The sequence below is a fragment of the Natronosalvus halobius genome (assembly GCF_024138145.1).
In the GTDB taxonomy this organism is placed as follows: Archaea; Halobacteriota; Halobacteria; order Halobacteriales; family Natrialbaceae; genus Natronosalvus; species Natronosalvus halobius.
Genome location: NZ_CP099997.1, coordinates 625,244 through 637,298, shown reverse-complemented (window position 1 = coordinate 637,298; position 12,055 = coordinate 625,244). Strand labels below are relative to the sequence as shown.

At 63.2% G+C, this 12,055-nt stretch carries 13 protein-coding genes; 5 read left to right on the top strand and 8 right to left on the bottom strand.

Annotation, left to right across the window (positions count from 1 at the left end):
- Positions 1-42: 42 nt before the first annotated feature.
- The 3 genes from NGM15_RS03090 to NGM15_RS03080 form a co-directional block, all read right to left on the bottom strand.
- Entirely contained in the window at positions 43-621 is a 579-nt protein-coding gene (locus tag NGM15_RS03090; RefSeq protein ID WP_253435123.1) for a DUF2150 family protein, read from the bottom strand.
- 78 nt (positions 622-699) lie between these two features.
- Positions 700-1,569, bottom strand: coding sequence for a TatD family hydrolase (locus NGM15_RS03085; RefSeq protein ID WP_253435121.1), 870 nt, complete (start codon positions 1,567-1,569; stop codon positions 700-702).
- 117 nt (positions 1,570-1,686) lie between these two features.
- Positions 1,687-2,145: an NYN domain-containing protein gene (locus tag NGM15_RS03080; protein WP_253435119.1), complete on the bottom strand. Its 459-nt coding sequence runs from the start codon at positions 2,143-2,145 to the stop codon at positions 1,687-1,689.
- A 336-nt stretch (positions 2,146-2,481) separates the two neighbouring features.
- On the opposite strand from NGM15_RS03080, the gene NGM15_RS03075 reads away from it, so the two are divergent.
- From NGM15_RS03075 to gcvH, 3 genes are all read left to right on the top strand, one after another.
- Entirely contained in the window at positions 2,482-4,083 is a 1,602-nt protein-coding gene (locus tag NGM15_RS03075) for a S8 family serine peptidase (RefSeq protein WP_253435117.1), read from the top strand.
- A gap of 125 nt (positions 4,084-4,208) precedes the next feature.
- On the top strand, positions 4,209-5,336 hold the full coding sequence (gene gcvT, locus NGM15_RS03070; protein WP_253435114.1) for a glycine cleavage system aminomethyltransferase GcvT: 1,128 nt from the start codon (positions 4,209-4,211) through the stop codon (positions 5,334-5,336).
- Positions 5,336-5,719 carry a glycine cleavage system protein GcvH gene (gene gcvH, locus NGM15_RS03065; protein WP_253435112.1) on the top strand — a complete coding sequence of 128 codons (384 nt, stop codon included), beginning with the start codon at positions 5,336-5,338 and terminating at the stop codon, positions 5,717-5,719. Before gcvT ends, gcvH begins: the two co-directional genes overlap by 1 nt.
- Positions 5,720-5,806: 87 nt before the next feature.
- On the opposite strand, the gene NGM15_RS03060 is transcribed toward gcvH, so the two are convergent.
- The gene (locus tag NGM15_RS03060) at positions 5,807-6,523 is read right to left on the bottom strand and encodes a helix-turn-helix domain-containing protein (protein ID WP_253435111.1); all 717 of its coding nucleotides are present in this window, start codon (positions 6,521-6,523) and stop codon (positions 5,807-5,809) included.
- 88 nt (positions 6,524-6,611) lie between these two features.
- Here NGM15_RS03060 and NGM15_RS03055 point away from each other — a divergent pair, with 88 nt between their 5' ends.
- Positions 6,612-7,274 carry a metal-dependent hydrolase gene (locus tag NGM15_RS03055; protein WP_253435109.1) on the top strand — a complete coding sequence of 221 codons (663 nt, stop codon included), beginning with the start codon at positions 6,612-6,614 and terminating at the stop codon, positions 7,272-7,274.
- A gap of 66 nt (positions 7,275-7,340) precedes the next feature.
- Here the strand turns inward: NGM15_RS03055 and NGM15_RS03050 are convergent, their stop codons facing one another.
- Together NGM15_RS03050 and dacZ are read right to left on the bottom strand one after the other, a co-directional pair.
- The gene (locus NGM15_RS03050) at positions 7,341-8,105 is read right to left on the bottom strand and encodes a mechanosensitive ion channel family protein (RefSeq protein WP_253435107.1); all 765 of its coding nucleotides are present in this window, start codon (positions 8,103-8,105) and stop codon (positions 7,341-7,343) included.
- Position 8,106: 1 nt separating this feature from the next.
- Positions 8,107-8,919, bottom strand: coding sequence for a diadenylate cyclase DacZ (gene dacZ / locus NGM15_RS03045; protein WP_253435104.1), 813 nt, complete (start codon positions 8,917-8,919; stop codon positions 8,107-8,109).
- Positions 8,920-9,104: 185 nt separating this feature from the next.
- Here dacZ and NGM15_RS03040 point away from each other — a divergent pair, with 185 nt between their 5' ends.
- Positions 9,105-9,731 carry an RAD55 family ATPase gene (locus tag NGM15_RS03040; protein WP_253435102.1) on the top strand — a complete coding sequence of 209 codons (627 nt, stop codon included), beginning with the start codon at positions 9,105-9,107 and terminating at the stop codon, positions 9,729-9,731.
- 63 nt (positions 9,732-9,794) lie between these two features.
- Here NGM15_RS03040 and NGM15_RS03035 read toward each other — a convergent pair whose 3' ends face one another.
- Positions 9,795-10,799, bottom strand: coding sequence for a sensor histidine kinase (locus NGM15_RS03035; protein WP_253435100.1), 1,005 nt, complete (start codon positions 10,797-10,799; stop codon positions 9,795-9,797).
- Between the two features lie 167 nt (positions 10,800-10,966).
- Positions 10,967-11,959, bottom strand: a complete 993-nt coding sequence (locus NGM15_RS03030; RefSeq protein WP_253435098.1) for an FKBP-type peptidyl-prolyl cis-trans isomerase — start codon at positions 11,957-11,959, stop codon at positions 10,967-10,969.
- Between the last annotated feature and the right edge of the window lie 96 nt (positions 11,960-12,055).

Here is a 12,055-nt window from a genome sequence, read left to right as displayed (position 1 = left end):
CCGTCTCTCGTATCCTGTCCCTTGTCTCTCGTCGCTCCTCCGTTACTCGTCTTCCTCAACAACTTCAGGATCGCTCATCGCACTCTGGAGGCTGTCCAGGCCGTTGACCCACTCCGTCACGAGGCCGTACTCGAGTTGCTCCGCAATCGTCATATCGAGTTTCTCGCCGTCGATGATCAGCGTCCCCGCCTGGGCCGCGTATCCGAGTGCGGCATCCAGGTCCTCTTCGGCTTCGGCGTCCGCGGCCGCGCCGATGTAGTCGTTGACGCTCGCCTCTTCGGCCGGGCCGCTGGCGACGTACTCCTCGGCCGCGATGAAGACGCAGACCAGGCTCGTCTGGACGCCGTCGACCAGCATCCGGGTCTCCTCGTCGTCGATGTTGACCTCCGAGAGTACGATCTCGCGCACGTCGGCGATTTCCTCGAGGGTCTGCTCCTGATCGAGTTCGCCGTCGTCGTACGCCGCGACGATTTTGGCGATGGCGATGGCGGTGTCGTCCTGGAGGTTCAGGAGGAGGCGGGCGGAGGACTCGTCTTCCGGATCGATTTCCTCGTCGTCGATGCGGTCGATCCAGTTCTGCCAGCGTTCGGCCGAATAGAACTCGGTCGGGGAATTGCTCATACTCTCACCTACACCGGCCGCTTGAAATGCCTTTCTCTACTCTTCGCTTTCTCGACCGGCGGCGAAATCCGTCGGCAATCAATCCTCGAGCGTCGCTTCGGACTCCTCGAGTGTCCTCTCGGTGTCGATCCCGTACACCAGTTGCGGCGTCTCGACGTGGGCGTTCCTGACCGCTTCGTCGTGCCCCTCCTCGAGGAGCCAGCGAACTCGTCGCGGGACCGTCTTCGGGCCGAGGACGGCTCCTGGCCGGTCGGGGTCGTCGACGAAGTCGGTCTCCATGAGGAACGGGTCGCCGGCCTCCGCAGCGGTCTCGAGGCGATCCTTCTCGCTCATCACGCTCGGGGTGACGCCCGCGAGGCGGCCACCGGCGTAGTGTTTGACGACCCGGTGTGCCGGCAAGCCGGCGTCCTCGGCCCACTCGGCGACCGTGGTCAGGTCCTCGGTGGCCTCGGCGTGGAGCTGGACGGCACACTCGAGGTCGGCGCCGAGTTCGAACGTGTGGCGCATGACGTTGTTCGACACAGCCCAGACCTCGTCGTCCACGTCGTAGTGTGGGCGTCCCGATTTCAGCCCCAGCGCGTCGCCTGCGTCGACGTACTCGGCGGCGACCTCGAGTCCCGCTCGCATGATGGATTCGGCTTCATCGGGGGTCTTTCCACGTTCGTCGACCAGGCGCGAGATCAGTCCGGGGTGGACGCCCAGGATGGGCCAGGCACGGCCTTCGAGTCGCTCGCTCGCTTCGGAAACGATCTCGAGGGTTCGCTCGAAGACCGGTCGGAAGTCTTCGCCCGCGTCGGCTTCGACGTCGAGGTGCCAAGAAGGTTTGTTGACGACTAAGAGGTGTGTTCCGCCCATGCGTGCGAAGTCGTCGACTGCCTCGAGACCCCGGCCGTGATCCGGGTCGAGGTGGAGGTGATCGTCGAGGATCGGCGTCTCGTGATCGAGCATGAATCGACGTTGGGTGAGGTGGCAGAAAAGGCATCGGCTTCGACGCGATCCGCTCGACGATCGAAACAATGGCTCGTGAACGTCTCGCCGCTCGATCCGATGATCTGTCGCCTCGAGTCAGTCTTCGAGCGTCAGCGCCGTGTCGGCGGCGTTCTGGAGGGCGTCTGACCGTCCGTACGAACCGGGCGCGATAGCGACCGTCTCCACGCCCTTTGCGCCGGCGTACTCGAGAACGGGTTTGAAGTCCGTGTCGCGCGAGGCGATGGCGAGGACGTCGATACGGTCCTCGACGACGCTGGCCGTGGCGTCGACGGCGAGTTTGACGTCCACGTCCCCGCTAGTGATGACCACCTCGAAGCCCCGGGCCTCGGCCGCCTGGATCAGTCCTGGCGTGGCGTGTTCGTCGAGGTAGAGCCGACGAATCGCGGTTCGCCCCTGGTCGGAGACGGCGGTTCGAAGGTCGTCCAGGTCGACGTCGAACTCCTCACGGAAGACGTTCGGTCCGTCGACGAAGAGGCCGACTCCCGACGGTTTAGATTGGTCGGCCGACACCCACTCGCGGACGGACTCGAGCATACTCACGGTCACGGTAGCCAGTGCGGTACAATAGATGTAGCGAAGAGACTCGAGATGCGGAGCCATTCGGCGTCACTGATGTGGCGTTGTCGTCATCGAATCAGGCGGAGGGTGGAGGTTCAACCTACTATCGCATTCTGCCAACCGGTTATTTTAATAAACTTATACTTCGTTGTTTTCCCTTCCCGAGGTATATTTCAAACACGAATCGATCAATATTCGCGCCGATATTCACTTTCCTAATCCCAAACTCTCAAATCAATTGATCTACTGACACTAAATTCCAGTGAGTTTCACAACTATTTAATTATAGATAGCGGTACGCATAGCCACACCATGCCAAAACATGGCAATCCAGGTTACGATCGACGTTCCGTACTGAAAGCAGCCGGAGCCCTCGGTGCATTCATGGGTCTTGGCGGGATCACCGCCGCTACTCCCGGTCGCACCCCCGGCCCGAAGGAGAACGAAATTCTCGTCGGAAAATCGAACACAGTGGGGCTGGCCACTGCGCGAGCCAAAGTCGAAGAGAACACACCTGACCACGCCGCCGTCGTTCACGAGAACGAGACGCTCGGCTACATGGCACTCGAGGTCGACGAAGATCGAGTCGGAACGATGGACTCGATCATCGACCAGCTCGAACGGCGACCGGAAGTGGAGTACGCAGAGCGAAACGCGACGTTCGAGACGCAACTCCAGCCGAACGACCCGAGTTACGGCGATCAGTATGCCCCACAACAGGTTCGAGCCGACCAGGCGTGGGACACCACCCTCGGCTCGATGGACGTGACTGTTTCAGTCGTGGACCAGGGCATCGAATACGGTCACGCCGACCTGACTGACCGATTCGGAAGCAACAAAGGATACGATTTCGTCGACAACGACAGCGACCCCGCTCCAGTCGACTCGAGCGAAAACCACGGTACGCACGTCGGTGGGATCGCGGCCGCGACGACCGACAACGGAACCGGGATTGCCGGCATCTCTAACTCTCGATTGCTCTCGGCGCGAGCGCTCGGTGCAGACGGCGGCGGTTCGCTCTCTGACATCGCCGATGCGATCCAGTGGTCGGCCGACCAGGGCGCGGACATCATCAACCTGTCGCTCGGTGGTGGTGGCTACACGGACACGATGAACAACGCGATCAACTACGCGGTCGACAACGGGTCGCTGCCGATCGCCGCTGCCGGGAACGACTACGGCAGTTCGGTCTCGTATCCCGCCGCTTACGAGAACTGCGTCGCGGTTTCGGCGGTCGACGAGAACGAAAGTCTCGCTAGCTTCTCGAACAAGGGACCGGAGATTGACGTCGCTGCACCAGGCGTCGATATCCTGTCGACGGTACCCTACGGCGGCTACGACACCCTCTCGGGGACCTCGATGGCCTGTCCCGCGGCGGCCGGCGTCGCCGCGCTCGGGAAGGCAGTCTTCCCGAACGATACGCCCGGCGAACTCCGTCAGCGCCTCAAGGACGCGGCCGTCGACATCGGCCTCCCGTCCGACGAGCAGGGTGCCGGTCGCGTCGACGCCCTGAACATCGTCGAGGGCGGGACCGATGATCCTGACGACCCGGACGACCCCGACGATCCGGACGACCCCGGAGACGGAGAGTGCGGTGACGTCGTCGAGTCGGCCTCGGCTTCGGACTACTTATACAGCGGATCCAGTCACTCCTACACATACTCGCTCCAGACGGCGAACCCGTGTAGCGCGACAGTGACGCTCTCCGGCCCGTCCGACGCCGACTTCGACCTCTACCTGACTCTCGACGGCCGCACGCCGTCCACCTGGGACTACGACGAGCGCTCGATCACCTACGACAGCGAGGAGGAGATTACCGTCTCGCTCTCCGGTGACGAAGAGTTCGGCATCCTCGTCGACTCTTACAGCGGCAGTGGGTACTACACCCTCTCCATCGAAGAACTCGGCAAGTAACGCCAGCTAATCGACCTCGCCACCACGGCAGGCACCCCTCTGTACACCCTTTTTTGACAGAACAGTTCCCCTCGAGCGCCGGCTGAATGTAAAAACATTACTTACCCGCGGGTGACGTGACGAGTATGTCGCTGCAGATGCCGCCGTTGCGTGGGGTCCACGACGAGCGGGGAGCGAAAGTCACCGAATTCGGCGGCTGGGAGATGCCAGTCGAGTTCGACTCGATCCAGGAGGAACATCGAGCGGTCCGGGAATCCGTCGGCAAGTTCGACGTCTCCCACATGGGTGAGATCGAAGTCAGCGGCCCGGACGCCCGGACATTGATGCAACGACTCACGTCGAACGACGTGACGGCCCTGGACGTCGGTGACTCCCAGTACGCGACGATCACCGACGAGGACGGCGTGATCATCGACGACACGGTGGTCTACCGACTTCCGGACGACGGTGACGACCACGCCTTCCTGTTCATCCCGAACGCCGGCAACGACGAGGCCATGACCGAGCGCTGGCGAACCCACCGCGACGAGTGGGGACTCGAGGCGTCCGTCGAGAACCAGACGCACGAGTACGCGATGTTCGCGATCCAGGGGCCGGACGCCCGCGAGCTGGTACTCGACGTCGTCGCCGACCCCGACTGCGTGAGCGATCTCAGCCGGTTCGAGGCGACGTACGCGACGGTCGAGGGTACGGACTCCGAGTCCGAGTCCGAGTCCGAGTGCTGGGTCGCCCGCACCGGCTACACCGGCGAGGACGGCCTCGAGGTCATCGCCCCGTGGGACGACGCGGAATCAGTCTGGTCGGCCTTCGACTGTCAACCCTGCGGGCTGGGCGCGAGGGATACCCTCCGCCTCGAGGCCGGGTTCGTCCTGGCCGGGCAGGACTTCGAACGGGAGACGAACCCGCGCACGCCGTACGAGTGTGGCATCGGTTTCACGGTCAAACTCGATACCGAGTTCGTCGGCCGTGACGCACTCGAGCGTACGAAAGAAGAGGGCGTCGAGGAGAAACTCGTCGGCTTCCGACTCGTCGACCGCGGTATCGCTCGCCACGGCTACGACATCACGACCACCGACGGCGACGTCATCGGGACGGTCACGAGTGGAACGATGAGTCCGACGCTCGAGGCGGCCATCGGCCTGGGCTACGTGCCCGTCGAGTACGCTGATGCCGGGACGAAGATTCGCGTCGACGTCCGTGGCCGACCCAAAAAGGCAAAGATTGAAACGCCTCCCTTCGTCGATACAGTATAATGAGCTTCGATACCCCAGACGACCGACGGTACCAGGAATCGCACGAGTGGGCGCTCGAGACGGAAGACGGTGTCAAAATCGGCATCAGCGACTTCGCGCAGGACGAACTCGGCGACGTGGTCTTCGTCGAACTGCCCGACGAGGGCGAGGACGTCACGGCGGGAGAGAGCTTCGGCGTCGTCGAGTCGATCAAGGCGGTATCCGATCTGTACGCGCCGGTCAGCGGCACGGTCACGGCCGTCAACGAGGACCTGTTCGACGCCCCCGAACTCGTCAACGAGGACCCCTTCGACGAGGGCTGGATGCTCGCGGTCGACCCCGACGACGAGACTGAACTCGACTCGCTGCTCACCGCCGAGGAGTACGAAGATCAGGTCGCCTGAGCACTCGACGTTCAGCGTTCGGCAGAAGCGTTCAGCAGAAGCATTTCACCCTTCATCCTGCAACAGAAGCATCCAGGATGCCACTCCTCACTCGAGCCCGGCCAGCCGATCCAGTAACTCCTCGAGCGGCAGCGTCGACGTCGACAGCGCGTAGCCGTCGATTCGCGCGAGGTCGGCAGCGTGTTCCCAGAGGTCGTCGGGCTCGAGTCCGTGGAGGACCACGGCGTTGGGGGTCGGGTTGACGACCCGGAGGGCGACCAGCGGCGACTCGCCGCGGGTGACGCCGGTGAACACTAGCACCCGGTTGGTGCTCTGGCCGTAGAGGCGAAAGAACTCCTCACTCGAGAGGCGAGTGATCGCTTCGATGCTGTTGATGACCGTGTGACCGCTGATCCGGTCGGAGTGGCCCGAGGCGATTTCGGTCGCCTCGATCGTCTCGTAAAGGTGTGCGAGCGGGTACGTCGTCGCGTACTCGCGCAGGTCGTAGATGACGTCGCTGTCGAAGCCCGCCGAGAGCACGCGGCCGTACTGTCGAATTCGATCACCGCCGCGGCGTTCGTCGATCTCGAGGAGTCCCTCGACGAGTCGGCGAACGACGCCGATACCGGGGCTCTCGCGACGGCCGCTCTCGTAGTCGGAGATCACCGACGAGGAGACGTCGAGTTCGCCCGCGAGATCAGTCTGGGAGACATCGAAGTCCGTTCGCCACTTTCGAAGCGTCGCGCCCGGGTCGTTGCTCAGCGTGATCTCTCCTGCGATCTTCTCCGCCAGTTCCCGTTTTGGCCCGCGCCCACGTCCGCCCATATCCCTGGCTCTCGCGGGCGCGGCAAGTAGCTACCGGCATTCGACGGTAGAGGCGAACACTCAAGGTCCGAGGCTCTGAGGTGTGGGCATGCCGTCGACCGTCGTACACGTCGGGCTGGCGGGGCTGATCGGGGTCGCCCTCCTCGCCGATCGCTTCGATACGCGAGCGATCCTGTTCGTCATGGCCGTGACCGCCCTCGTCGACCTCGATACGTTGCTCGGCATCGTCGTTCCCGGCACCCACCGTGCTGCCTTCCACAACCTCTGGATCGTCCTGGTTCCCGCACTGGCCCTGTACTGGGACTGGAAACGCGACCGATCGATCGTTCGCTCGCGGTGGGGCGCCTACGGCTACCGGGTCGGGTGGGTGACTCTCGTTGCAGTCCTGTTCGCCCACATCTTGCTCGATGCGTTCTACAACGGCGTCAACCTCTTCTGGCCCGTCCACGACCGGTTCTTCGACCTCTCGGGGACGCTCCTGGTCACCGACCAGCGCGGTCTCGTCCAGACGTTCGTCGAACTCGAATCCAGTGAATCTGGAACCACAGTCTCGGAGTCGACTGCTCGCGGCACGACGGCGGACACCCACTACTCGACGGGCTTCGATCCCTCGCGCGGATCGGACCCAGAACCGACGGACGTCGAGCGGATCTTTCCGATCGCGAGTTCCGGCGAGCTATTCGTCGTGACGCTCGTCGGATACCTGACCGTCGGGTATCGAGTGCTCGAGTCGCGCCGACGGCTCGATTGAGAGTGAAAACGAGGGCCGGGGACAGAGACAGACACAGAGACAAAGCAAAGTACGAACGAACCCCCGTCAGTCCCGAATCCGGACGAAACCATCCTCGAAGACCACACGGTTCGGGATGACGTGTTCCTTCGAGTCGGACTCGATCTTCGTCACGAAGAGATCGACCTCCTGGACGATCCCCGCGTGGTCGCCGATCTCGACTCGATCGCCGATCCCGTAGGGCTGGTTGAGCAACAGGTAAATGCCGACGGCACTCGAGACGAGGAAGTCCTTGAACGCGAACGCGCCGACCAGGACGAGACCGGTGGTGTAGACGGTCAGGAGGATCAAAAGCGGCAGGACCGCCACATTGATCTGGGCGAGTGCGATGAGAAAGGCGACGAAGAGGACGGAGTACTTGACGATCCTGGGGATGATCGAGACCTCGGGAAGTTTGACCCCTCGAAGGTACTCGCTGACGGCCAGTTCGGCCTTGTCGGCAGCGACGAACCCGACGAGGATGACGAGGACCGCAACGAACACCTGCGGAACGAACGTCCAGATGGTCTGCCAGAACGCTTCCGTCGGCAGGAGCTGGGCGATATGAATCGCCGTTAGCAGGGCGATGCCGTAAATGAACCAGGAACTGAGTCGAGCGACGATCTTGACCGTCGAGGTGCCAAGTGACTGAGCGGTTCGCTCGAACGGCGTTCCCTCGACGGCCTCCGGGACCTCGGCCGCCCGCAGGAGTTCTTCGTTCAGTCGACCGACGACGTACCCGACGACGAGACCGAGAACCAGCACGGCCAGCGCTATCACGACGGGTTCGTCGACGAGCGTCTGTAGCTCCATGTCAGTACTCCTCCGGGTCGACCTCCAGAATAATCTCCCCGGCTTTGAACGCGCGCACCATCCCGTCGCTCTCGGAGAGGACGATCGCGATCGCGTTCGTATCTCGCGTGATCGCTCCGCCGGCCATGTGGCGGGCGCCCAGCCCTTTCGGGATGTCGACGCCCTCCGCCGAGGGCTCGAGGTAGCGGTAGGCCGAGACGAGTTTGCCCGAGTCCGAGATGATGAACGCGCCGTCGAGGCGCGAGAACTCCTTGAGCATGACGTTCACGATCGGATCGCCGACGTGGACGTGGGACTTCTCGAAGGGGTTGTACGAGAGCGGCCGGGACTTGTTCATCACCTTGCCGGCGTCGCCGACGACGAACAGCGCGCCGACGGGTTTGCCCTTCTGGCCCTTCTTTCCGAGTTCGACTGCCAACTCGAGGACGGCCTTGATGACGTCGGGGTCGGCCCTCGATTTCGCGAAGAGGTTGTAGATGCCCGACTGGTCGTCGATGTTCGCCCGAACCCGAGAGACGGTGTCGATGTCGTCGCCGAAGACGCTCGTCGCGCAGGCCAGTTCGTCACCATCCTCGATGATCCCCTGTTCCAGGCCGCCTTCGAGTCCGAACCGGATCCGTTCGGAGACGTTCTGGAACTCGAGGGGGAGTTCGACGAACGTCTCGGCGCTGACGGTGTTTTCGGTCCCGACGACGATCACCTCGAGGTCGTCGACGGCCACCAAACGGTCGTAGTACGACCCGCTGGGGGCAAAGAGTGCGACTGCGTCGACGTCCGAAAAGAGATCCCCGAATACGTCGCCTAGTTCGACCATTGTCTCTTACAAGCAGTTCGCGGCCGAATAAACGTTTTGGGCCGTCTGACGTGCGTCCGCCGATTATTCATCACCGAGTGTCGGCTAATACAACGTCGTGGCAAGGGATAGCCTGGAACCGCCCGAGTGAACGGCGACTCGGGCCAAAGAGTTATGCGGGCGCTGGGACAAGAGGTCACAATCGCATGGTTGGTCGGCTGGAAACGGGCATCGACGTGCTGGATCGGAAGTTAGACGGCGGATTGCCCCCAGGTTGTGTCGTCGCCTACACCGCGAGTCCCGCCAGCCAGTCGGAACTGCTCCTGTACGAACTGACGGCCGCCCGCGGCACCCTGTACCTGACGACCGAGCGAACCGACGACACCGTTCGCCATGCCATCGAATCCTCGATGAGTCGCGTCGGCAGTCCCACCGTCCGCCGGGTCACCGATTCCGACCCCCTCGAGGAAGCGACCCGCCTCATCAGTGCGCTGCCCGATGGCGCGAACCTCATCATCGACACGATGGACGTCCTGGAGCGCGCCGATGGCGACGCGTACCTCGAGTTTCTCAACGATCTGAAGTCACACATGCTCGAGACGGGCTCGATCGCCGTCCTCCACTGTCTCAAGCGCCCGAATCCCTCCGACAACCGGCCGACCACCGAACACGTCGCCGACGCCGTCTTCGACCTGCGGACGTCCCTCGATGGGACCGAGATCGAGAACCACCTTGCGATCCCGAAATTCCGGGGCGGCGGTGCCTCCCCCGAGATCATTAAACTTCAGCTCTCCGAGCAGGTCGAGATCGACACGAGTCGGGACATCGCGTGACGACGGGTGCTGTTACGGACGATTCAGGTCTCGACAGCCGGCTACTCGAGTCTCGACAGCGGATTACACGAGGTCGACCTCGGTGAACTCGAATCGGGCTCCGCCATCTCTACTCTCGGAGAGCGCCCAGTCCCAGTCGTAGATCGCGGCTAGCTGGGTGACGAGCGTTAGACCGAGTCCCGTCCCGCGCGAACTCGTCGTAAAACCCGGCTCGACGACCTGGCTGTGGGTCTCCGGCGGGATACCGGGGCCGTCGTCCTCCACGTAGAAGCCGTCCTCGAGGTCACCGACGCGAACGGTCACACCCTCGTGAGCGTGCTCCAGACTGTTCTGAAAGAGGTTCGCCAGCAGGTGATGCAGGTGCACCGCGTCGCCGCGAATCGATCGGTCAGTATCGAGGACGAGCGTGGCCGTCGCCGTTTCCTCGGTGGCGTCCCACGCCTGTTCGGCCACGTCCGTGAGGTTGATCCGGCTCTCGTCTACGTGTACGGGCGATTCACGGACGATGACGAGGAGAATATCGATCATCTCCTCGATGCGCTCGTGAGCGAGTGCCACCTGTCTGGCGGCATCTTCGTCTCGCGGGCGCGACTGCTCGTGGTAGCCCTTGGCGATCGTCAGCGGGTTCCGAAGTTCGTGGGCGAGCATACCCGCGAAACTCTCCAGTCGATTGTTCTGATAGGCGAGTTCGTGGCTCCTTTGCTCGGCCTCCCGCGCCCGCGTCCGTGCCTGAGCGTCGTAGACACCCAGTCCGAAACCGGCGAGGGCGCTCAGCGCGGTGAGGATCAACACGTTCGGGACGACACTCGCCAGGTCGCTGACGAGACTCGAGATGGCGAAGATGGTTGCCATGACCCCGATCGCGCCGAGACACCAGCCGGCGATCCGGCCGTAGAGCGCCGCGTGAACCGACGATTGTGCCAGTCGATAGCCGCCGTAGAGTAGAACCAGTCCAGGACCGGCCGTCAGGACGACGACGATCAGCAGGGCGCCCCGTGGTAGCTCCTCGCTCCCGGGAAAAACGGCGGGAAAAACGGATAACGCGACGTACGCGGCGCCGAGTGCCATCACGACGTGGCGCCCGTCGGCTACCGAACGTGTTCGGGGGACGTGCCGCATTGTCGTCTACAAAAAAGTGGACGACTATCATAGTATCGGCCGACCGGTGTGTCCCCTCGAGGAGTGGTGAGTCACAGCCACCGCTGCTGGGAGGCGAAAGAATCGGAAAACTGGGCTTACTCGTCGCCGGCTTCGGCTTCGAGTTCTTCGACGATTTCGTCGGCGTCGACGTCGGCGTCCTCGAGTGCGGCCTCAAGGTCGGCTTCGCCGCCGGCACCGCCCATGCCGCCCATCATGCCACCCATACCGCCCATCATACCACCCATGCCCTCGATGACCTCCTGGACGATGACGCGGTCGACGCCGACCTTGTCCATGACGTCCTGGGCGATCTGTTGCTTCTGGAACATCCACTGCTGGTTCATCGCCATCTGGGGCGTGGACTCGACGTAGAGCGTTTCCTTCTCGACCACCTCGGTCTCGAACTCGGGTTCGGTTTCCTCGTCGTCGTCATCGTCGTCGTCAGACTCGACGGGAACCTCCTCTTCGACCTCGTCGGTTTCGATCCAGAGGTCGGGTTCGGTTTCGAGGTACATTCCGAAGAGGCCAGCAGCCTGCTCCTCGCGGTCGTCGACTTCCTCGACGACCTCGTACTCGTACTCGACGTCCTCTCCGGCGAGGGGGTGATTGAAGTCGACGCGAGCGCGCCCGCCGACGATGGTACTGATGTAGCCGTGACGGCCGTCGATGTGGACGTGCGCGCCGGGGTAGCGGTCGTCCTCGTCGATCTTGTCCGCGCTGATCGTCTCGACGGCGTCGTTGTCGTACTCGCCGAAGGCCTCCTCGGCGGGGATGGTAACATCGCCCTCCTCACCGGCTTCGCTGCCGATGATGGCGTCCTCGACGGCGCCGAAGATGTGGCCCTCTCCGAGGACGATCGTTCGCGGGGCGAACTCTCGATCCTGGGCGTCGACGCCCTCCTCCTCGGCGACCTCGGCGTCGGTCGTGTCGACGAGCTGGTCGCCCTCGACGGTGCGAGCGGTGTAGGCGATCTTCACGAAGTCACCGGGCTGGAACCCGCTCTCGGGCTCGCTCTCCTCGGCTTCGGTGTCTTCGGCTTCCGTTTCGACGTCATCGGCCGATGTCTCGGCCTCCTCTTCCTCGGTCATACGTGGTACCATCAGCCGTCCGCATTTAAGACCGACGTTTTCGTTCGGGCGCTCGGTTTCCACTCGTTTCCAGTTCCTCCCCGCTCGAGCACCGAG